This is a genomic window from Streptomyces sp. NBC_01429, from assembly GCF_036231945.1.
GTDB lineage: Bacteria > Actinomycetota > Actinomycetes > Streptomycetales > Streptomycetaceae > Streptomyces.
In genome coordinates this window covers 4,852,077-4,872,567 of sequence record NZ_CP109599.1, presented here as the reverse complement: position 1 = coordinate 4,872,567, position 20,491 = coordinate 4,852,077, and the positions used below count along the sequence as shown (strand labels likewise).

At 71.5% G+C, this 20,491-nt stretch carries 19 protein-coding genes and 1 pseudogene; 10 read left to right on the top strand and 10 right to left on the bottom strand.

The window, feature by feature from the left end:
• Positions 1-304: 304 nt before the first annotated feature.
• The 6 genes and pseudogenes from tsaE to glmS all read right to left on the bottom strand — a co-directional run.
• Positions 305-883 (bottom strand): annotated as a pseudogene (tsaE, locus tag OG627_RS21445) (tRNA (adenosine(37)-N6)-threonylcarbamoyltransferase complex ATPase subunit type 1 TsaE); the annotation flags it as partial.
• Positions 855-2,090, bottom strand: coding sequence for an alpha/beta fold hydrolase (locus OG627_RS21440; RefSeq protein ID WP_329067464.1), 1,236 nt, complete (start codon positions 2,088-2,090; stop codon positions 855-857). The pseudogene tsaE and the gene OG627_RS21440, both read right to left, overlap by 29 nt.
• Positions 2,091-2,205: 115 nt before the next feature.
• Positions 2,206-3,369, bottom strand: a complete 1,164-nt coding sequence (gene alr, locus OG627_RS21435) for an alanine racemase (RefSeq protein WP_443073515.1) — start codon at positions 3,367-3,369, stop codon at positions 2,206-2,208.
• 90 nt (positions 3,370-3,459) lie between these two features.
• The gene (locus OG627_RS21430) at positions 3,460-5,004 is read right to left on the bottom strand and encodes a bifunctional ADP-dependent NAD(P)H-hydrate dehydratase/NAD(P)H-hydrate epimerase (protein ID WP_329067463.1); all 1,545 of its coding nucleotides are present in this window, start codon (positions 5,002-5,004) and stop codon (positions 3,460-3,462) included.
• A 21-nt stretch (positions 5,005-5,025) separates the two neighbouring features.
• Positions 5,026-5,394, bottom strand: coding sequence for a holo-ACP synthase (locus tag OG627_RS21425; protein WP_329067462.1), 369 nt, complete (start codon positions 5,392-5,394; stop codon positions 5,026-5,028).
• A 39-nt stretch (positions 5,395-5,433) separates the two neighbouring features.
• Positions 5,434-7,281 (bottom strand): glutamine--fructose-6-phosphate transaminase (isomerizing), encoded by a 1,848-nt coding sequence (gene glmS / locus OG627_RS21420; protein ID WP_329067460.1) that lies wholly within the window; start codon positions 7,279-7,281, stop codon positions 5,434-5,436.
• 222 nt (positions 7,282-7,503) lie between these two features.
• Between glmS and coaA the strand changes: the two genes are divergently transcribed.
• Together coaA and OG627_RS21410 are read left to right on the top strand one after the other, a co-directional pair.
• Positions 7,504-8,499, top strand: a complete 996-nt coding sequence (coaA, locus tag OG627_RS21415) for a type I pantothenate kinase (protein ID WP_329067458.1) — start codon at positions 7,504-7,506, stop codon at positions 8,497-8,499.
• A 108-nt stretch (positions 8,500-8,607) separates the two neighbouring features.
• Positions 8,608-9,351: a class I SAM-dependent methyltransferase gene (locus tag OG627_RS21410; protein ID WP_329067455.1), complete on the top strand. Its 744-nt coding sequence runs from the start codon at positions 8,608-8,610 to the stop codon at positions 9,349-9,351.
• 6 nt (positions 9,352-9,357) lie between these two features.
• Here the strand turns inward: OG627_RS21410 and OG627_RS21405 are convergent, their stop codons facing one another.
• Entirely contained in the window at positions 9,358-10,170 is an 813-nt protein-coding gene (locus OG627_RS21405) for an SDR family NAD(P)-dependent oxidoreductase (RefSeq protein ID WP_329067453.1), read from the bottom strand.
• Positions 10,171-10,256: 86 nt separating this feature from the next.
• Here OG627_RS21405 and OG627_RS21400 point away from each other — a divergent pair, with 86 nt between their 5' ends.
• Positions 10,257-11,108 (top strand): helix-turn-helix transcriptional regulator, encoded by an 852-nt coding sequence (locus OG627_RS21400; protein WP_329067452.1) that lies wholly within the window; start codon positions 10,257-10,259, stop codon positions 11,106-11,108.
• Between the two features lie 8 nt (positions 11,109-11,116).
• Here OG627_RS21400 and OG627_RS21395 read toward each other — a convergent pair whose 3' ends face one another.
• On the bottom strand, positions 11,117-12,199 hold the full coding sequence (locus OG627_RS21395) for a protein kinase family protein (RefSeq protein WP_329067451.1): 1,083 nt from the start codon (positions 12,197-12,199) through the stop codon (positions 11,117-11,119).
• A 351-nt stretch (positions 12,200-12,550) separates the two neighbouring features.
• Between OG627_RS21395 and fxlM the strand changes: the two genes are divergently transcribed.
• The 4 genes from fxlM to OG627_RS21375 all read left to right on the top strand — a co-directional run bounded on the left by fxlM (position 12,551) and on the right by OG627_RS21375 (position 18,225).
• Complete coding sequence (gene fxlM / locus OG627_RS21390) at positions 12,551-13,762, top strand: methyltransferase, FxLD system (RefSeq protein ID WP_329067449.1); 1,212 nt, start codon at positions 12,551-12,553, stop codon at positions 13,760-13,762.
• Between the two features lie 79 nt (positions 13,763-13,841).
• Entirely contained in the window at positions 13,842-14,009 is a 168-nt protein-coding gene (locus tag OG627_RS21385; RefSeq protein WP_329067447.1) for a hypothetical protein, read from the top strand.
• Positions 14,010-14,150: 141 nt separating this feature from the next.
• Positions 14,151-16,961 carry a lantibiotic dehydratase gene (locus OG627_RS21380; protein WP_329072846.1) on the top strand — a complete coding sequence of 937 codons (2,811 nt, stop codon included), beginning with the start codon at positions 14,151-14,153 and terminating at the stop codon, positions 16,959-16,961.
• On the top strand, positions 16,945-18,225 hold the full coding sequence (locus OG627_RS21375; protein WP_329067445.1) for a lanthionine synthetase LanC family protein: 1,281 nt from the start codon (positions 16,945-16,947) through the stop codon (positions 18,223-18,225). Before OG627_RS21380 ends, OG627_RS21375 begins: the two co-directional genes overlap by 17 nt.
• Before the next feature lie 6 nt (positions 18,226-18,231).
• On the opposite strand, the gene OG627_RS21370 is transcribed toward OG627_RS21375, so the two are convergent.
• Both OG627_RS21370 and OG627_RS21365 read right to left on the bottom strand, forming a co-directional pair.
• Entirely contained in the window at positions 18,232-18,435 is a 204-nt protein-coding gene (locus tag OG627_RS21370; protein WP_329067443.1) for a DUF397 domain-containing protein, read from the bottom strand.
• A 5-nt stretch (positions 18,436-18,440) separates the two neighbouring features.
• Entirely contained in the window at positions 18,441-19,304 is an 864-nt protein-coding gene (locus tag OG627_RS21365) for a helix-turn-helix domain-containing protein (protein ID WP_329067441.1), read from the bottom strand.
• A gap of 261 nt (positions 19,305-19,565) precedes the next feature.
• On the opposite strand from OG627_RS21365, the gene OG627_RS21360 reads away from it, so the two are divergent.
• The 3 genes from OG627_RS21360 to OG627_RS21350 are packed head-to-tail and all read left to right on the top strand — an operon-like array spanning position 19,566 to position 20,412.
• Entirely contained in the window at positions 19,566-20,045 is a 480-nt protein-coding gene (locus tag OG627_RS21360; RefSeq protein ID WP_329067439.1) for an ATP-binding protein, read from the top strand.
• On the top strand, positions 20,042-20,257 hold the full coding sequence (locus tag OG627_RS21355) for a hypothetical protein (protein WP_329067437.1): 216 nt from the start codon (positions 20,042-20,044) through the stop codon (positions 20,255-20,257). The genes OG627_RS21360 and OG627_RS21355 overlap by 4 nt, the downstream gene beginning before the upstream one ends.
• A complete protein-coding gene (locus OG627_RS21350; RefSeq protein ID WP_329067434.1) occupies positions 20,254-20,412 on the top strand; it encodes a hypothetical protein in 159 nt (52 codons plus the stop codon). Before OG627_RS21355 ends, OG627_RS21350 begins: the two co-directional genes overlap by 4 nt.
• Positions 20,413-20,491 lie beyond the last annotated feature (79 nt).

The window sequence follows — 20,491 nt, the reverse complement described above, 5'->3', positions numbered from 1 at the left end:
GGCAGGCGTGGTTAGGTAGACCTAACCAGGTCTCGGTAACCATGTGACCATGCGCGGCACGGCACGCGCAACATTTTGCCGACGTCTTGTCGGAACGTACGGAACGCCTGGCCGGATCCCGGCGGAATCCCACCCGATGTCAGCCCTCGATGTCGGCCCGATGTGCCGGCCGGTCCGGCGAACCGGCGGGTCAGCGGCCTCCCGCCTCTCCCGTAGGCAGCTCCGAAGGCAGCTCCGAAGGCAGCTCCGAAGGCAGCTCGGGTGACGGCTGGGAAGACGGCTCGGGAGACTGGGGAGACAGCTCCAGCGCCGTGCCCGACCAGCGGTCGCCGTACCCGGTCAGCGTCACGGTCCGCCGGTCGTCGTCCTCCGAACCGGCGTCCACGGCGCCCACCACCCGGTCGATGACCACGTGCAGCCGGTCGTCCGACAGCTCCTCGACCTTGCCGTCGCCCCACTCCACGACCACCACCGAATCCGGCAGCGAGACGTCGAGGTCGAGGTCCTCCATCTCGTCCAGTCCCCCGCCGAGCCGGTACGCGTCGACGTGCACCAGCGCGGGACCGCCGGTCAGCGACGGGTGTACGCGGGCGATCACGAACGTGGGCGAGGTCACGGCGCCCCGGACCCCGAGGCCCTCGCCGAGGCCGCGCGTCAGCGTGGTCTTGCCCGCGCCGAGTTCGCCGGTGAGCATCACCAGGTCACCGGGGCGCAGCAGGGCGGCGAGTCCCCGGCCCAGCTCCCGCATCTCCTCGGGAGAGCCGATGGTGAGAACGGTCGGCGCCGGTGTCGGTGCCGACACCGGCGCCGGGTTCGGGTTCGGGTACGGGCTCGGGCTCGGCGGGGTGACGGCGTCAGCTGTCTGGCTGTGCGGTGCTTCCATGCGTGCCAACGTTAGTCTCCAGCGGCACAGCTCCGACCCTCATCAGCAGGTCGGCGAGCCGGTCCGTGACCGCCTCCGGGCGTTCCAGCATCACCAGATGGCCCGCGTCGGGGACGAGCACCAGCTCCGCGTCCGGCAGCAGATCGCCGATGGCCTCGCTGTGCGTGCTGGGCGTCACGAGATCGCTCTCACCGGCCAGGACGAGCGTCGGGACCTCCATGAAGACCGCGAGCGCCCATGCCTTGTCGTGGTCGGTGAAGGCCGGGTAGAACTCCGCGACGACATCGATCGGCGTCGACTCGATGAGCCGCTCGGCGAACCGCGCGACGGCGGGGTCCACGTCCTTCGAGCTGAACGAGTAGCGCTTGATCAGCCCCGCGAACAGGTCGGCGGTGAGCCGCCGCCCGCGCTCGACCAGTTCGGTCTGCGAGCCGAGCGCCTTGAGGACGCCGGGCAGCACGCGGCGCACCGCGTTCACGCCCGCCATCGGCAGCCCGTAGCTGACCTCGCCGAGCTTCCCGCCGGACGTACCGACGAAGGCGGCGCCGACGACCCGTTCCCGTACCAGCTCCGGGTACTGGGCCGCGAGGCCCATCATCGTCATCCCGCCCATGGAGTGCCCGACCAGCACGAGCGGGCCCTCGGGCGCCGCCGCGTCGATGACGGCCTTGAGGTCGCGGCCGAGCCGGTCGATGTCGACCGGCACGGCGTCGGGTCCGCGCTGGGCGACGCCCCGGGCGGAGCGGCCGTGGCTGCGCTGGTCCCAGTGGACGGTACGGACGAGGCCGCGCAGCGCGGCGCGCTGGAAGTGCCACGAGTCCTGGTTGAGGCAGTAGCCGTGGCTGAAGACGACGGTGACGGGCGCGGGTGCCTTGCGTCCGAAGAGGCGCCGGCGGCGCGGGGCCGAGCCCGTCGCGGCGGAGCCGGTCTCCGGCGCGACGTCGTCGACCTCGTAGTACAGCTCCGTGCCGTCGTCGGCGAGGGCCTTGCCCGGGGTGCCGCGCAGGGCGCCGTACGGTCCCGTGGCGTCGAGCGCGAGCTGCGCCTTTCTCCGTATGCCGCGGCCGACGGTCAGGCGCTCGATCGCGACGCCCGCGGCGGCCCCGGCGGCGATCACGCCTATCGCGGCGCCGGCCACCCCGGCCCGGCGCCAGCTGCCCGTGGCCGCCGCCGCTGCCGCGTCCGCCGCCGCGCTGCTCTCGCTCACCGTGCGCTCCTCGTCGTACCGGACCCGGGCCGTTGCCTATTCAACATGCTCCCCGGGACGTCGGCCCATGCCTTGCTCAGCGACCTCGCTCGGCCCGTTGCTCGGCCCGTCCTGCTCAGCCCGTGCTCTCGTTCGCGTACACGCGGGGCACGCGCGCGCCGATACGGGTGACGATCTCGTACGCGATGGTGTCCGCGGCCACCGCCCAGTCCTCGGCCGTCGGCTCGCCCCGGTCGCCGGGGCCGAACAGGACGGCGGTCTCGCCCGGCTCCGGCGTGTCGCCGCCGAGGTCGACCACGAACTGGTCCATCGCGACCCGCCCGGCCACCCGCCGCCGCGCGCCGCCGACCAGTACGGGTCCGCGCCCCGAGGCGTGGCGGGGAATGCCGTCGGCGTAGCCGAGGGGGATCAGCCCGAGGGTCGTCCCGTCCGGCGTGACGTAGTGGTGGCCGTAGCTGACGCCGTGGCCCGCCGGTACCTGCTTGACCAGGGCGACGGAGGCGGACAGCGTCATCACCGGCCGCAGCCCGAAGTCGGCGGGGACGCCGATCTCGGGGCTGGGCGAGAGGCCGTACAGGGCGATACCGGTCCTGACGAGGTCGAAGGACGACTCGGGGAGCGTCAGGGTCGCCGCCGAGTTGGCGATGTGCCGGACCTCGGGCTCGACGCCCTCCTTCTCGGCGTACGCGAGCATCTCGTGGAACACGTCCAGCTGGCCCGCGATCGAGGGATGCCCCGGCTCGTCGGCGCACGCGAAGTGCGACCAGAGGCCGGTGACCTCGACGAGCCCCGCGTCCCGCGCGGCGAGAGCGGCGCCCACGAGTTCCGGCCAGTCGGCGGGCTGGCAGCCGTTCCGGCCGAGGCCGGTGTCGGCCTTGAGCTGGATACGGGCGGGCCGCCCCGCCTCACGTGCGGCGGCGGTCACCTCGCGCAGCGCCCACATGCCGCTGACGGACATGTCGAGGTCGGCCTCGATGCCCGCGCGCCACGGGTCGCCCGGCGTCCACAGCCAGCACATCACCCGCCCGCCGATCCCCGCAGCCCGCAGCGCGAGTGCCTCGTGCGGCGTGGCGGTCCCCAGCCAGCCGGCCCCGGCAGCGCGGGCCGCGCGGGCGACGGGCAGCATGCCGTGTCCGTACGCGTCGGACTTCACGACGGCCATCAGCGCGGTGCCCGCCCCCACCCGGGAGCGCAGGGCGCGCACATTGCCCCGCAGGGCGGCGAGATCGACTTCGGCGCGCGCGCGGGTACCGGCCGAGGTCTGCATGATTCCGGTCATCGGCCCCAGTCTCTCAGCTCACCGTCCCCCGGCCGCGATCGCGGTGCGCGCGGCGCCGGCGCCGGGTCGGCGTGGCGTTCCCGCCCCCCGTCACCCCACCACGTTCCGCCACGCCTCCGGCAGCCACGCCGCCACGTCGTCCGCCGCCACCGGGGCGCCCCTGGAGGCCAGTCGGGCCGACAGGCCGTGCAGGTAGGCAGCGACCGAGGCGGCGTCGCGGGCGGGCAGGCCGGTCGCCAGGAGGGAGCCGGCCAGGCCGGAGAGGACGTCGCCGCTGCCGGCCGTGGCCAGCCAGGGCGTGCCGGTCGGGTTGACCCGTACCGGATGCGCCGAGTCCACCAGCGGCGCGGAGCCTGTCCCAGAGCCGGTCCCAGAGCCCGGCACGTCGGCCCCTCCCGGATCGGCCCCTCCCCGATCGCCCCGCCCCGGATCGGCCACCAGCGTCGTGGAGCCCTTCAGCAGCACCGTCGCGCCGTACCGCGCCGCCAGTTCCCGTACGGCGGCGAGCCGGCCCGCCTCGACCTCCTCGCGGGGGACGCCGAGCAGCGCCGCCGCCTCCCCCGCGTGCGGGGTGAGCAGGGTCGGGGCGGCGCGGTCGCGCACCGCCCGCGCGTCCAGCAGCCGCAGGCCGTCCGCGTCGACCAGCACCGGGACGTCCGAGGCCAGCACGTCCGCGACGGCCGCCGCAGCCCAGGAGCCGTCGCCGAGGCCGGGGCCGACGACCCACGCCTGGACCCGGCCCGCCTTCGACGGCGGCCCCTCGTGCACCAGCGTCTCGGGGAAGCGCGCGAGCACCGCCTCGCCGCCGGGGCCGACATACCGCACGGCCCCCGCGCCGCCGCGCAGCGCGCCCGACACGGCGAGCACCGCCGCGCCCGGGTAGCGCGCCGATCCGGCCACGACGCCGATGACACCGCGCCGGTACTTGTCGCTCTCGCCCACCGGCCGCGGCAGCAGCCGCGCCACGTCCGCGTGCTGGAGCGCCTCCAGCGCGGGCACGGACGGCAGATACGGGCCGAGCCCGATGTCCACGAGCCGCAGCGCGCCGGCCCGCTCGCGCGCCGGGTCGATCAGGAGCCCCGGCTTGTACGTACCGAACGTCACGGTCGCGTCGGCGCGCACCGCCTCGCCCGTCACCTCGCCGCTGTCCGCCTCCACCCCGCTCGGCAGGTCGACGGCCACGACCATCGCGCTGCCGCCCCGGGCGGCCCGTACCACCGGTACCGCGTCGGGGCGCAGCCCGCCGTGGCCGCCGATGCCGGTGATGCCGTCCAGGACGAGGTCGGCGGTGGCGAGCACCTCGAAGGGGTCCTCGGCGATCCGGCCGCCCGCGCCGAGCAGCGCCGCCAGGCCGCCGGGGTGCGTACGGCCGGGGGCGAGCGGTACGACGCACACCCCGGCGCCCCTGCGGGCCAGCCGGGCACCGGCGTAGAGCGCGTCGCCGCCGTTGTCACCGCTGCCGACGAGCAGCACGACGCGCGCGCCGTACACCCGTCCCAGCAGGTCCTTCAGCAGTCCGGCGCAGGCCGTGGCGAGACTGGCCGCCGCGCGCCGCATGAGCGTGCCCTCGGGGAGCCGGGCCATCAGCTCCCGCTCGGCGTTCCTGACGGCCTCCACGCTATGAGCAGTACGCATGCCTCAAGCCTCCTCCACTCATCAACCCTCCGCGATCACGACCGCCGACGCCACCCCCGCGTCATGGCTGAGCGAGACGTGCCAGCTGCGTACGCCCAGCTCCGCCGCGCGCGCCGCCACCGTCCCGCGTACCCGCAGCCGGGGCTGCCCGCTGCCCTCCTGCCACACCTCGGCGTCGGTCCAGTGCAGCCCGGGAGGCGCGCCGAGCGCCTTGGCGACGGCTTCCTTGGCGGCGAACCGGGCCGCCAGGGAGGCGATCCCGCGCCGTTCACCGCTCGGCAGGAGCAACTCGCTCTGCGAGAAGAGCCGGTCGGCGAGTTGCGGGGTCCGTTCCAGGGACGCCGCGAACCGGTCGATGCCGGCCACGTCGATGCCCACCCCAATGATCATTTACCAGTCCTCACATCAGACCTCACGGAACACCCGACCTCACTCCACCGTCACGGACTTGGCCAGGTTCCTCGGCTGGTCCACCTCGTTGCCGCGCGCCGTGGCCAGTTCGCACGCGAACACCTGCAACGGCACGGTAGCGACCAGCGGCTGAAGCAGTGTCGGGGTCGCCGGGATCCGGATCAGATGGTCCGCGTACGGCACCACCTCCTCGTCCCCCTCCTCCGCGATCACGATGGTGCGCGCGCCCCTGGCCCTGATCTCCTGGATGTTCGACACGATCTTGTCGTGCAGCACCGAGCGCCCGCGCGGCGACGGTACGACGACGACCACGGGCAGATCCTCCTCGACGAGCGCGATCGGGCCGTGCTTCAGCTCCCCCGCCGCGAACCCCTCCGCGTGCATGTACGCCAGCTCCTTGAGCTTGAGCGCGCCCTCCAGCGCCACCGGGTACCCGACGTGCCGGCCGAGGAACAGCACCGTCTTCTTGTCCTTGAGCGAGCGCGCCAGCTCCCGTACCGGCTCCATCGTCTCCAGTACGCGCTCCACGTCGCCCGCGATCCGCGACAGCTCCCGGACGACGGCCCTGATCTCGTCGCCCCACTTCGTACCGCGCCGCTGCCCCAGGTAGAGCGCGACCAGGTAGCAGGCCACCAGCTGGGTCAGGAACGCCTTGGTGGAGGCGACGGCGACCTCGGGGCCCGCGTGCGTGTAGAGGACCGCGTCGGACTCCCGGGGGATGGTCGACCCGTTGGTGTTGCAGATGGCCAGCACCTTCGCGCCCTGCTCACGGGCGTGCCGCAGCGCCATCAGCGTGTCCATGGTCTCGCCGGACTGCGAGATCGCGATCACCAGGGTGCGCGGGTCCAGGATCGGGTCGCGGTAGCGGAACTCACTGGCCAGCTCGACCTCGCACGGCATCCGGGTCCAGTGCTCGATGGCGTACTTCGCGATCAGCCCGGCGTGGAAGGCCGTCCCGCACGCGACGATGACGACCTTGTCGACCTCCCGCAGGACGGCCGCGGGGATGCGCACCTCGTCCAGGGTCAGCGATCCCTCGCCGTCGATCCGGCCCAGCAGGGTGTCGGCGACGGCCCTGGGCTGCTCGGCGATCTCCTTGAGCATGAAGGAGGCGTAGCCGCCCTTCTCGGCGGCCGAGGCGTCCCAGTCCACGTGGTACGAGCGGACCTCGGCCGGGGCGCCGTCGAAGTCCGTCACCGTCACCCCGTCGCGGCGCAGCTCCACGACCTGGTCCTGGCCCAGTTCGATGGCGGAGCGGGTGTGCGCGATGAACGCGGCGACGTCGGAGGCGAGGAACGCCTCGCCGTCCCCGACGCCCACCACCAGCGGGGAGTTGCGGCGCGCGCCCACCACCACGTCCGGCTCGTCGGCGTGCACGGCGACGAGCGTGAAGGCGCCCTCCAGCCGCCGGCAGACCTGCCGCATCGACTCGGCGAGGTCGCCGCAGGCCGAGAACGCCTCGGCGAGCAGGTGCGACACGGCCTCGGTGTCGGTCTCCGAGCCCAGGTCATGGCCCCGGCCGGTCAGTTCGGCGCGCAGCGCGGCGAAGTTCTCGATGATGCCGTTGTGTACGACGGCCACGCGCCCCGCGTTGTCCAGATGGGGGTGGGCGTTGGCATCGGTCGGGCCGCCGTGGGTGGCCCACCTGGTGTGTCCGATCCCGGTGGCGCCGCTCGGCAGCGGCCGTTCCACCAGGGCTTTCTCCAGATTGACGAGCTTGCCGGCCTTCTTCGCCGAGGCGAGCCCGCCGTCGGCGAGGACCGCGACCCCGGCCGAGTCGTACCCCCGGTACTCAAGCCGCCTGAGGCCCGCGACGACGACGTCGAGCGCCGACTGTCCGCCGACGTAACCCACGATTCCGCACATAACGCTCCCTTTCCTGCCGTACCCACCCTTCGACCCGCTCGGGACGCATCGTCGCAGAAGGTACGGCGACGGGCGGGGAGCGCGCGGTCGCGCCCCGGACGCGGTTCGCGCCGCTCACTCCCGCGCGCTCCGGCCGCCCCTCCCACAACCCCGGCCGACCCCACCGCCACGCGTGATTTAACACACCCGCCACAATCCGCCACGACCGCCGACAATGGCCCAGTGATCACTGAGCCGACACGAGGCGCCCCCCGCCGGGGCGAGCACGGACCGACCCCGTACGTCGACCTCTCCCGGGGCGAGTGGAGCGCGCTGCGCGACAAGACGCCGCTGCCGCTGACCGCCGAGGAGGTCGAGGCGCTGCGCGGGCTCGGGGACGTCATCGACCTGGACGAGGTACGGGACGTCTATCTGCCGCTCTCCCGGCTGCTCAACCTCTACGTCCAGGCGACGGCCGGGCTGCGCGGCGCGCTCAACACGTTCCTCGGGGACGCGGGCAACGGCCACGGCGCCCAGCGCGGTACGCCCTTCGTCATAGGGGTGGCGGGCAGTGTGGCGGTCGGGAAGTCCACCGTCGCCCGGCTGCTCCAGGCGCTGCTGGCGCGCTGGCCCGAGCACCCCAGGGTGGAACTCGTCACCACGGACGGCTTCCTGCTGCCGATGAAGGAGCTGATCTCACGGGGGCTGATGGGCCGCAAGGGCTTCCCCGAGTCCTTCGACCGGCGCGCGCTGACCCGCTTCGTCGCCGACATCAAGGCGGGCAAGGACGAGGTCAGCGCCCCCGTCTACTCGCATCTGATCTACGACATCGTGCCCGGCGAAGTACTCACCGTGCGCCGCCCCGACATCCTCATCGTGGAGGGCCTCAACGTCCTCCAGCCCGCCCTGCCCGGCAAGGACGGCAGGACGAGGGTCGCGCTCGCCGACTACTTCGACTTCAGCGTGTACGTGGACGCCAGGCCCGAGGACATCGAGACCTGGTACCTGCACCGCTTCCGCCGGCTGCGCGAGACGGCCTTCCAGGACCCGTCCTCGTACTTCAGGAAGTACACCCAGGTCTCCGAGGAGGAGGCCCTCGACTACGCCCGCACCACCTGGCGCACCATCAACAAGCCCAACCTGCTGGAGAACGTGGCCCCCACCCGGGGACGGGCCACCCTGGTGCTGCGCAAGGGCCCGGACCACACGGTCCAGCGGCTCTCGCTGCGCAAGCTCTGACGGCCCGCCCCGGTCCGTACCGCGCGGCCGGAAGCGGACGGCGGACGGCGGACGGAAAATCGCGAAATCGCTCGTCCGGCCCTGGGGCACTCTGGCAGGCTGCCGGGCATGGTCGACAAACTGTTCTCGGACACCGAACTGGCCGCGCTCTACGACCTCTACTACCCCGGCGCCAAGCGCGGGGACTTCGCGTTCTACCTGCCCCTGGTGATGTCCGCGCGCTCCGTCCTGGACGTCGGGTGCGGTACGGGCTCCCTGCTGCGCGCCGCCCGCGAGCAGGGCCACACCGGACGGCTGTGCGGGCTGGACCCGGCCGCCGGGATGCTGGAAGTGGCCCGGGAACGCGCGGACATCGAGTGGATCCTCGCCGATCTGTCCACCGCCCCCGGCTGGGAGCGCCCCTTCGAGCTGGCCGTCATGACCGGCCACGCGTTCCAGGTGCTCCTGGAGGACGACGAGCTGCGCGTCGCCCTGGCGGCGATCGCCGGGGCCCTGACCGACGACGGCGCCTTCGCCTTCGAGACCCGCAATCCGCTGGTCAGGGAGTGGGAGGAGTGGCATGTGCGCTACTCGGGCGAGGTCGTCGACTCCACCGGAGCGGTCGTACGGGGTACGTGCGAGGTCGACACCCCGGTCGAAGGGGACCGCGTCTCCTTCACGCACACGTACACCAGCGACGGCTGGGACGCGCCCCGGCTGAGCCGGAGCACCCTGCGCTTCCTGGACCGTGACACCCTGTCGGCCTTCCTGGCGGAAGCGGGCCTCACGGTCACGGAGCAGTACGGCGACTGGAGTCGCGGCCCCCTGACGGACGCCAGCCCGGAGATCGTCACGGTCGCCCGCCGCGCCTGACCGGACTCACGCCCGCAGGCCGCCGTCGACCGAGAGGATCACCCCCGTCACGTACGAGGAGCGGTCGCTGAGCAGCCAGGCGGCCGACTCGGCGATCTCCTCGGGCGCGGCGGCCCGGCGCAGCGGGGTCTGCAAGCTGATCTGGTCGATGACGCCGGGGGTCTCGTCGTCCCAGGCGCGGATCATGTCGGTCAGCGTGCCGCCGGGAGCGATGGCGTTGACGCGGATGCCCTCCGGGCCGTACGTCACGGCGGCGGACTCGGTGAGGCTGTTGACCGCGCGCTTCATCGCGCCGTACGAGGGCAGCGCGGGGTTGCCGCGCAGGCTGCCGACGCTGGAGTTGTTGACGATGGCCCCGGTCCCGGCGGTGGCCCGGATGGCGGCCACCTCGGCGGACATGGCGAGCCACGCGCCCTTGAGGTTGACGGCGTAGACCGCGTCGAACTCCTCCTCGGTCACCTCGTCCACCGGGCCGGGGCGCACGATCGCCGCGCCGTTGTTGAAGGCGACGTCGAGCCGCCCGTACACCTCCACGACGCGGTCGACTGCGGCGCGCACACTGGCGGCGTCGGCCAGGTCGCAGACGACGTACTCCGCGGTGCCGCCCGCCGCCCGCACTTCCTCGGTGACCGCCTTGAGCTGGGCTTCCGTCCTGGCCGCGAGCATCACCCTGGCGCCCTCCCGGGCGAACAGCCGGGCGGCGGCGGCGCCGATACCGCGTCCGGCGCCGGTGATGAAGGCGACCTTGCCCTCCAGCAGGCGGGGGGTGGCGGGAGCGGAGGTTTCGTTGATCTGTGTGGTGCCCTGGGTGTTGTCCATGCCTCCCACCGTGCGTCCGGCGGCGGAGGCTATCCAGGCACCGGCTGTACCTGGATGGCGGCGGCGGCCCGCCGCACACTGGGGGTGTGGACAGACAAGAACTCGCCGATTTCCTGCGCAGCAGGCGCGAGCGGATCGCCCCCGCCGAGGCCGGGCTGCCCGCCGGGCCGCGCCGCCGTACGCCGGGGCTGCGCCGCGAGGAGGTGGCGCAGCTGGCGTTCATCTCGACCGAGTACTACACGCGGCTGGAGCAGGCCCGTGCCCCGCGCCCGTCGCGCGAGGTGCTGGCCGGTCTGGCCCGCGCGCTGCGGCTGTCGGACGCGGAACGCGCCCACGTGCACCATCTGGCCGGGGCCCCGCCGGGCCCGGCGCCCGGCCCTTCCCGTGAGGTGCGGCAGTCCATCCTCGACCTGCTGGACCGGCTGCCGCAGGCCGCGGCGATGGTGATGTCAGCGGCGGGCGAGGTGATCGCCTGGAACGATCTGGCCGCCGCCCTCATGGAGGACTTCTCCGCGCTGCCGCGCCGCGACCGCAACTTCGTACGCCGTGTCTTCCTCGAACCGCACGGTGCGGACGGCCCCCTGTACGGGCTCGCGGACGCGGCGGAGTTCGCCCGCTCGGCGGCCCAGGACCTGCGCGCCACCGCCGCCCGCTATCCCGACGACCCCGAGGTGTCCGCGCTGGTGGCCGAACTGCTCTCCGGCAGCGAGGAGTTCGCCCGCCTCTGGTCCTCCCACGACGTGGCTTCGGCGCCCGCGCTGTGCAAGACGTTCCGCCACCCGATGGTCGGCCCGGTCACCGTGAACTGCGACGTCCTCCAGATCGCCGACCGCGACCAGCGGGTCGTGATCTACACCGCCGACCCCGGCTCCCGGTCCGAGGAGGCGCTGCGGCTGCTGTCGGTCGTCGGCACGCAGAGCATGGACGTACCGGGCTGAGCGCCCGGTCAGCGCGTCCCCCGGATCCGGCGGATCCCCTCCAGCGGGTACGGAGTCTCCCGGCTCTCCCGTCCGAGTGCGCCGATGAAGTCCGACACCACCACGGCGAGCGGCGCGTCCCGGGCGATGATCGCGGCGGCTGCCGCCGGAATGCCGGTGGGCCGCTCGCCCCCGGCCCAGGCGCGCAGCAGCGCCGCGCGCTCCTCGCCCCGGCGCCCGTACAGGGCGGCGACCAGCCAGTGGACCAGATACGAGGTGGTGTAGGCGCGGTCATAGGTCCGGTGCCGGTCGAAGAAGCCGGTCTCCTCGGGCGACAGCGCGAACCGGGAGGAGAGGGAGAGGCCGTAGTCGGCGAAGAAGAGGCGCCGGCCGTCGGTCAGGATGTTCTCGAAGTGCGCGTCGAAGTGCAGGAGCCCCCGGCTGTTCATGAAGGAGACACCGGCCCCCAACTCCCGCTCCACCATGGCGCAGGCCCGGTCGACGGCCTCGCCACCGGCGTCCACTTGCTCGCCGAGCCACTGGTGCAGGTTCCGCGGGATGTACTCCAGGAACAGCGCGACACTGGCCGACGCGTCCCGCAGCCCCTCGATCCTGCGGCGCACAGGCGCCCCGCCTCCCCAGAAGGCGACGGCCCGGTCCACATCGGCCAGTTCTTCGGGCAGGGACACCGAGTCGGGCAGCACCCGCCAGTGGTACATGAGCGGAAAGCCCTCGTACTCCCCGGCCAGGACCCAGTCCGTGGTCATGGTGTGCACGGCCAGCTCCCGCCACGCCCCAAAACCCGGCCCGCCAAGGCCGTACTGGCAGAAGCCCGGCAGCCCGAACAGGTTCGCCGTGGACCGTACGTGCTCCGGCCGCCGCTCCCAGTCGGTCAGGGGCACCCGCTTCACGAAGACCGGCGTCCCGGCCACCTCCAGCAGGGCCGACGTCCCACCGACACCGGCCCCCAAAGGCGCGGCACCCTCCACGAGCGAGCCCAGCGCCCGGTCACTGAGCAGCGCCAGCGACGCGGACACGCCACCATGAGCGGCAAGCCGCACACCAACCGGAGACGTCAACCCATCACCTTCTAAACAGGGGTGAAACGACATTGATCCGCCGTGCTTGCCTCTCCCTTCCGAGCCAGACACACCGCGCCCTGGGTACTGCTGGTGACACCACAAGCCGCCCTCCGCGAGGACAGAGCCCACCACCTCACGGCACTGGTGAAGAGCCCCACAGTACGTAACCCTCTCGCAGAGTCCGGAGCACGCTCGGTCACATATACCAATGCATGCGATATCCATCAACCGGCTTGCCCGGCAGCCACAGCCCACCGCACTCTGACTGAGCAGCAGCCGCGTAAGGGAGCGGCAGAGCAACTACGATCCAACCCAAAACGCCTTTTTGATGGCAAACCTCCAGGTATGAATGGAAATTCCTTGACTGGAAAGGGTGTTGGAGTGCAACTGGACGCTGCGGCCACCGCCGCCAGGATGAACGCCGACCTGGCCAAGAATCTTCAGCACAAAGGCAGGATCACCAGTCCGCAAGTGGCCGCCGCGTTCGCGGCCGTGCCAAGGCACCTCTTCGTCCCCGGTACCCCGCTGGAGGACGCCTACCGCGACGACGTGGTGTTCACCGACCGCGACGCCGACGGGCAGCCGGTCAGTTCGGTCTCCGCGCCTTGGCTGGTGGCCACGATGCTGGAGCGCTTGCGTGCGCGACCGGGCGACAAGGTGCTCGAAGTCGGCTCAGGCGGTTACAACGCGGCGCTGCTGAGCTACCTGGTCGGCGCCGAATCCTCCGTGACCAGCCAGGACATCGACCCCGACGTGATCGATCGTGCCGCGCAGTGCCTTGAGGCCGCCGGGTACCCGAAGGTCCGCCTGGTCACCGGTGACGGACACTTCGGGGTCCCCGACGGCGCCCCTTACGACCGCATCATGGTGACCGTCCAGGCAACGGCGATCGCCCCAGCGTGGCTGGACCAACTGGCCGATGACGGTCGCCTGGTAGTCCCGCTCCGGCTACGAGGCATGGGGCGCCTGCTCACCTTCACCCGGGAGGGCAACCATTGGCGCGGAGGCGGCTGGGACTTGTGCGGCTTCGTACGGATGCGGGGGCAGGCCGAGAACGCCATGGGCACGACGCTGCTTGGTGGCGGCGTCCGGCTGCGATGGGACGGCGGCCCGCAGCCCGACCGAGACGCCCTGACCACGGCCCTGGCGAGTGAGCGCCAGGAGGCATGGACCGGAGTGACCGTCGGTGTCACCGAAGGCACTCGGCCCGTCGTGGACATGTGGCTGGCGACTGTGCTGGACGTGTTCGGACGCCTTCACGTGGACCAGCAGATCCCTGATCGGCAGGGCGGGCCATGGACGCTTCCCGGCGGCAGCTCCGCCACTTGGAGCACGGGCAGTATCGCCTACCTGACCATGCGCCCGGTGGACGACGGCGATTCCAGGTTCGAGTACGGAGTCGCCTGGCACGGTCCGGACGGGTCCCTGGCCGAGTCGTACGCGCGGCAGCTTCGCGCGTGGGACCGCGACCACCGCCGAGGAACGGGCCCGGCCCTCCTCCTCTACCCGGAAGGCTCAGCCCACCAGCCCGTGCCGGCAGCCGGACGTGTGCTGGAGCGGCCTGGCCCTCGCATGGTACTCGCCTGGCAGTGAGCATCACCGTTCCCCAGATCTCCCGGGCCACCACGGCGCGGGCACACCATCCCTTCGATGTGCAGGAGAGGAGGTTGACATGAGCATTGCCCTGTCCGAAGTGTTCCGGCTGGATGCCGCCAACACCGATCTGTCTCAGATCCGGTACGGCTTCGCTGAAACCGATGGCGACACCACCGGCGACGGCTGCGGGGAGTCCCCACCGCAGGGCCCCACCACGGGGTGCGTGACTCCCGACGCCCCGTAGCCGGTCGGCGGTCGGCGGTCGGCGGTCGGCGGTCGGCGGTCCAGCAAAGAGGTCGGGGTGGCGCGGTCATGTCCCGCGCCACCCCGCACAACGTGATGGGGCACGGTGGCAGGGAACGTCTTTACTTTCGGCCCGGTGGCAATGGCCCGTATTCCGCTGCTGGCCTGCGGCACAGACCAGGGGGAGGGGCTGATCGACGAGGGGCTGATCGAGGAAGGACTGTTCTTGGCCTCCCGGTCCCTGGAACAGTCGGCCCGCGACTCGCACAAAGCCGAAGTGACACGCACCGCCTACAGGATCCGGGCACAAACGCGGACGACTCCCCATGGTGTGTGGTGCGGGGTTGCCACCGCCCGGCTGGGGGGCCACCAGGTGGTGCTGCGCCTGGGCGAACGTCACCAGGCGGTCACCGTGCCCAGCCCTCAGTGGTTGCTCGGCTTCACGGACAGCGCCTTTCGGGCACCGGGCGTCGTACCGATGCTGGTGTTCACAGTGAACAACCTGGTGGTGGGTCATGGGGCCCGGTACGAGGCCGAGCATCCCGGCCGGGACGGATCCGGGCAGCTCGGCAGCGTCCTTGTCACCGGACTGTCCACGTGGCTGCTGAAGACATGCGCCGATGGCGTACTGGGGAGCGACGTCATCGCTGCCGTCCTGGAACGCTATCCGGGCGCGACGGCGGAGGCCGCCGAAGAGGCGCTCACACACATGGTCCGCACGGGAATCCTGCTGACCGACATTCTTCCCGAGGACCCGCGCGACGATCCGCTCGGACATCTCCTGCGCAAAGTCCCCGGATCTGCCCCCGAACACGCGCTCCTGATCAGGCTGCGGGAGCTGCTGAGAGAGGCCGACCAACACCCACCCGGTGCGGCACAACGACTCAGGCTACTGCGCTCGGCCCGGTCTCTCGCCGACCAAATCCACCTTGTCGACCGCCCGATCACTGTGGACACACTGGCCGACGCCGAACTGCGACTGCCCTCGGCCGTCGGCGCGCAAGCCGCCCTGGCCGCATCGGCGTTGTGGCGGATCAGCCACCGCACGCCCCCGCTGCGTCTCTGGTCGGACCGGTTCGTAGAGACGTACGGACGGCATCGCATGGTGCCGCTCCTGGAAGCCATCGACCCGACCGTCGGCATCGGGCCCCCACATGCGGGCGATGCCATCGCGGCCACCACCGAGTCCGGCGAGAGCCGGGAACAGCACAGTCGGCTGCTGGCTTCCCTCCTGTCGGACGCCCTCGCACACGGGCGGACCGAGGTCGAATTGACCGAGGAACACATCGAGCGCCTGGACCACGGTACGGGCCCGCCGCCGCGCAGCGCGGAGATCCACGTACGTATCGTGGCCGAGGCGGACGGCTCCTCCCGTTTGGTGGTCGGCCGCCTCGCCGCCCAGGACGCCGGCTCGGCCTCCGGCCGGTTCGCGCGGTGGCTCCCCCAACTGACCCCAAGCACACCGGACATCAACGGACCTGTTATTGCCGAGGTCGTCTGCCGACCCCTTTCCGCCAAGGCCGCAGGTCTGGCCGTCGAGACCGGGTTTGCCCCCTTTCGCATCCCGGTCGGCGTCCCCACCCGTGACGGTGACCTGCACCCGGAAGACTTGGCGATCACCAGCTCCAGCCGACAGTTGGTGTTGTGGTCGCACACCCTCCAGCAGCAGGTCGTACCGGTACTGTTCAGCCGCATCACCCGCGACCTCCTTCCGCCCGCCGCCCAACTCCTGCATCTGCTCGGCCACGTCGACGAGCGGCCCTGGCACACCTGGTCGTGGGGACCGGCCGCCTGCTTCCCGTACACCCCCCGGGTCAGCTGTCGCGGCGTCGTCCTGGCCCCGCAACGCTGGCTGCTGCCGGACGACGTGGTGGCCGCCGCAACGAGACAATCCACCTGGCATCGGCGCCTTGCCACCTGGCTCGCCACGACCTTTCCGCCGGTTCCTCCGGTCGTCGTGGCCGAGGAGTCGGACCGCCAGCTCCCTCTCCGCCCACACGACACGGATCACCAGGAGATCCTGCGGCGCACGGTGCTGCGAGGGACCCGATCGCTGACCGAAGCGCTCGGACACGGCAGCCACGAACTGGCGGTGAGAGGCCCGCGCGGCCGCCATCCTCTCGAACTGGTGGTCGCTCTTCAGCGCCGCACCAGCCCAGCGCAAGCCCTCACCGACCCCCGCACCGCTCCCCGGCCCCGAACAGCGGACACTTGCCCTCCGGGACGGGACTGGCTGTCCGCCGCCATCGCTGTTCCCGCCCGCCATCAGGACGCCGTACTGGAACGGCTTCCACCTGTCCCCGCCGGAGCCAGGCTGTTCTGGCTCCGCTACGACACCCCGGCACTGGGCCCGCACCTGCGCCTGCGCTTCCAAGCAGACCCGGGCACCTTGAGCGGACTGTCGCACTCCCTGGGAGAGTGGGCAGTCGGCCTCGCCGAGCAACGCCTGAGTGACGGACAACTCCACTATGCGCCCTATGTACGCGAGACACAGCGATACGGCGGTCCCCACTGCGTCCACGCGGCTGAGGACGTCTTCGTCGCCGACAGCGCCCTCGTCCTCGCCGCGCTCAACCACCCGGGAACCGAAGACGACCGCCTCCTACTCGCCGCTCGCTCAGCGACCGCGATCGCCCGCTGGTGCACCTCACCGTCCGCACTCCGCAGCGGCCCGCTGACCTCTGTCGAACGCAACCGACGGGAACGGCTACGCGCCCCAACCCGCACCGGCACCGTCCCGCCCCGGCTCACCACATTGTGGGAAGCACGGCAAGAAGCCCTGTCCGTCTACCGCGTGCTCCTTCCCACCCCGGAGATAGCCGACCGCTGCGCCTCGGACCTGATCCACATGCACTGCAACCGGCTCCTGGGCTCCGACTCCGGCCAAGAACGCATCGCCCGGTCCTTGGCCATCGACCTTTTCCACATCCAGGCCCATGTCCTCCGGCACTGACGCGCCGACCGCGCAAGCGACGGGCGTCGCCGACGCCCTGCTTGATCCGGAACGAGTCATGGCGGCCCTCCCGCCGCAAGCCGTTGCGACACTGTGCGACGGACTGGCGGGTACCGCGCTCCTGCACGCCTGTCTGGCCCAGTACCGGCCCGAGTTCGCCACGGCAGCCGCCGACCACTGGAAGGCAGCAGCCGACCTGCAAGCCGGCACACCACCGGACGGCATCCACACCGGCCCCGGCGCTCTGGCAGCCTCCCTGATCGTCGGAACGGGCTATCTCCCCGACCCCGGCCGCCACCGCGAGACCGTAGAAAGCGCCACGGCATGGCTGTCCGCCCGCGCCGAAGGTCTGGCCCGTCACCAGCGGCGGCGCGCCAACAGCGAGCGACCGGGCACGCCGTGGGCGGTGTACGACGCGATCAAGGGCCTGACGGGCGTCGGCCGCGTCCTTCTCGCCGCCCACACCGCCGGACACCACGACGCGGCCGACCGCGGACTGACGGCCGCGCTCACCACCCTCACCGCACTGATCCACACCCGGTACGGTTCCCGGCCAGGCTGGTGGCTGCCCGCCGTCGATCATCCACCCCCCGTCACCGTCCATCCCTCGGGCGCCGCCACCACCGGCCTCGCCCACGGCATAGCCGGTCCCCTCGCCTTCCTCGCGTCCGCCCACACGGCGGGCCGTACCGTTGCCGGACAGCCGGAGGCGATCCGTACGGCCGCGTCCTGGCTCCTCAGCTGGCAGGAGCCCACCGCGTCCTGGCCGACATTCGTCAGCGGCAACGACCTTGACGTCCCGCCCGCCCGGGAAGCGCGCCGCCGCGCACCGGGCAGGGGGGACGCCTGGTGCTACGGCAGCCCGGGGATCGGCCGTGCTCTCGCCCTCGCCGGCAACGCCCTGGCCGAGCCCGCCCTGACCGGCGCCGGGCACGACGCCATCGCCGCTCTCGGCGACCGCGACCGCGGCCCCGGCCGATGGGACACGGAAGGCCCCACGCTGTGCCACGGGTCCGCCGGAGTCCTCCAAGCCGCCGCCAGAGCCGGGTGCTGGGCCGTCGCGCGACAGGCCGCCGACCGTACGGCAGGCTTCCACGACCACCGACGGCCCTTCCGTTTCCCTCATGTCAAAGCCGGGGCGAGGTACGACAACCCCGGCTTCCTGACCGGCGCCACCGGAATCGCCCTTGCTCTGGCCGACTACAGCGGTCTGCTTCCCTCCAGCCCGGCCGCCTCCTGGGACTGCCTGCTGCTGCTGTCCTGACCGGCCCTACACGCCGCCGACGAAGGCGGCCCACGCGGAGGCAGGGACGACGAGGGCGGGGCCGGCCTTCTGCTTGGAGTCGCGGACGCCGACGTGGCCGGTGCCGGCGAGGTCGGCCACTTCGACGCACGCGGTGCCGTTCTCCGCGCTGTACGAAGACTTGAACCAGGCCGTCCCAGAGCTGAGTTGAGATATGGCGCGGTGATTCATGAGGGTCAGATCTCTCGTGCTAGTCGTTGCAGGAACATGGCTGTCTCACCAGGGGCAAGGGCCCCGGCCCGCAAGGCGTCGAACCTGCGGGTGAAGGTCCAGATCGTGGTGTCCTTATCGCCAAGGCTCGACCCGTCGACCGCATCGGACTGGACCACCGTGGGCAGCGGGCCGCCGAAGTCCATCAGCGCGAAGTTGAAGCTACAGCGGTAGGTCGAGATGCTCGCAGGGAGGATCTGAATCGTCACGTTGTCCAACTGCGAGAGCCTGATGATCTCCTCGTACTGTTCCCGCATCACATCAGGTCCACCGATCACCCGCCGCAGCACGGCCTCATCCAGGATGACCCAGAGTTCCAGCGGACTGTCCCTGCGAGTCAGCAACTCCTTGCGCTGCATGCGGATCTGAGTGTGGCGCTCCACGAACTCGGTGTTCGTCTCTTCGACGGATTTGGCCGTAAGAAACATCTCCCGGGCGTAGCGCTCGGTCTGAAGCACTCCGTAGACAACACCCGGCTGCCACGCACGGATGCTGCGTGCTCCACTCTCCAGCCCGATGTACATACTCATGCCGGACGGCAGCACGCTGCGATAGAGCGACCACCAGCCCCTGTTGAGCGAGTCACGGTGGATCTCCACCAGGAAAGTCACGTCTTCCTCGTCCACCACCCCATAGCGGTCGAGCAGGTCCTTCAAGTCCTGGACCTTCGGCAGACCGGTCAACCCGTTCTCCACGCGGTGGAGCTTGGACGGGGAAAACGTCAATCCGTCAGTCGCCTGCGCCAGGGTGAAACCGGCTTTGTCCCGCAACTCTTTCAGTTCCCAGCCAAGTTGCATACGCCGGACCGTTGGTCCTGTCGGTGCTGCCACGAGCGTGCCTCCGTAGTGGTAGAGCCTGCCGCGCTGCGGTGCTTGTGTCGAGTCTGGCAGCGCAAGTGCTCTCCGGAGATCCGTTAGCCCCTTCGATCACATATACCAACCCATCGGGGATTCCCACTTCAGCTTGCTTAGCAGGTACAACACGTCCCAATCTGGCTGAGCGACCACCCGGTCACCGAAGGTAGCAATCGCTGAAGTTACCGCTTACGGGTGATCTGCGCCCAAAACCCAGAAAAGCCGCTGGAGTTCCCCATGCCCCTCCACCACCCGGCCGACCCCGCCCGCCCTTCCAACCAGCAATCCTCCGCCCACCGCCCATTCATACTCAGCGCACGAGAGGCACACGGCGCCCTCCCCTCCCCCACCGGTCGGCCCGCCTACAGCCAGACGCTCCCCTGCGAGCCCGCGTCCGCCCACCGGGCCAGGCTCCTCGTGAGCGCGGCCTGCACCGCATGGGAACTGCCCGGCCTGACGGACAGCGCGACGCTGCTTGTATCGGAACTGCTCGCCAACTCCGTTGAGCACAGCGCCAGTCGGCTGGTTCGGGTGGTCGTCTCGCACCCCGAGCACGGCCGCGTACGGGTCGCCGTCGCCGACAACTCTCCCGCCCCGCCCACCCCCCGCACCGCCCCCGACGACGCCGAGGACGGCCGTGGACTCGCTGTTGTCCAGGCCCTCTCGGACCGGTGGGGTACGGACCTCAGGCGCTGGGGCAAGAACCGCGAGCCGTGAACCACCGCCCCGCGGACGGGCACCCGCCCCTGACCCGGCTCACACCCCGGCAGCAGATGGCCATCGACTGCGTCCGCTGCGCCCGCCGCCTCGGCATGGACGGCCGCGTACTCGGCGAGGTGCACCACCTCGGCCGGCTCTTCCGCCTCTGGGTCTGCACACCCGACTGCGCGGGGCCTCACCGCACACACCACGCGGACGGTACGACGTGATCAGCCTCCCGAATCGCCGCAGGATCCTGCTGGAGACCGCGCTGACCAGCCTGACGACCGCCATCCTGCTCATATCCCTGGCCTACGGAGCCACCGTCGACACGAAACATCCTCCCGCGCTCGACCCCCGCCACAGCCGTCCGGAAGGACGGTGAGGCCCAACCGCTCGTACCGCTCCCGGTCCGACCGTGATCAGCTCACCGGCCGGCTCCGACCAGCCAGTCGGCCAACTGC

What these genes read in the sequence shown, in the direction of transcription:
- OG627_RS21380 (WP_329072846.1), top strand. Translation starts at nt 14,151, where the DNA reads ATGGCCCGTATTCCGCTGCTGGCCTGCGGCACAGACCAGGGGGAGGGG.
- OG627_RS21395 (WP_329067451.1), bottom strand. Translation starts at nt 12,199, where the DNA reads ATGTCGTTTCACCCCTGTTTAGAAGGTGATGGGTTGACGTCTCCGGTT.
- alr (WP_443073515.1), bottom strand. Translation starts at nt 3,369, where the DNA reads ATGACCGGAATCATGCAGACCTCGGCCGGTACCCGCGCGCGCGCCGAA.
- OG627_RS21410 (WP_329067455.1), top strand. Translation starts at nt 8,608, where the DNA reads ATGGTCGACAAACTGTTCTCGGACACCGAACTGGCCGCGCTCTACGAC.
- OG627_RS21425 (WP_329067462.1), bottom strand. Translation starts at nt 5,394, where the DNA reads ATGATCATTGGGGTGGGCATCGACGTGGCCGGCATCGACCGGTTCGCG.
- OG627_RS21405 (WP_329067453.1), bottom strand. Translation starts at nt 10,170, where the DNA reads ATGGACAACACCCAGGGCACCACACAGATCAACGAAACCTCCGCTCCC.
- glmS (WP_329067460.1), bottom strand. Translation starts at nt 7,281, where the DNA reads ATGTGCGGAATCGTGGGTTACGTCGGCGGACAGTCGGCGCTCGACGTC.
- OG627_RS21360 (WP_329067439.1), top strand. Translation starts at nt 19,566, where the DNA reads ATGCCCCTCCACCACCCGGCCGACCCCGCCCGCCCTTCCAACCAGCAA.
- OG627_RS21370 (WP_329067443.1), bottom strand. Translation starts at nt 18,435, where the DNA reads ATGAATCACCGCGCCATATCTCAACTCAGCTCTGGGACGGCCTGGTTC.
- OG627_RS21385 (WP_329067447.1), top strand. Translation starts at nt 13,842, where the DNA reads ATGAGCATTGCCCTGTCCGAAGTGTTCCGGCTGGATGCCGCCAACACC.
- OG627_RS21375 (WP_329067445.1), top strand. Translation starts at nt 16,945, where the DNA reads ATGTCCTCCGGCACTGACGCGCCGACCGCGCAAGCGACGGGCGTCGCC.
- OG627_RS21430 (WP_329067463.1), bottom strand. Translation starts at nt 5,004, where the DNA reads ATGCGTACTGCTCATAGCGTGGAGGCCGTCAGGAACGCCGAGCGGGAG.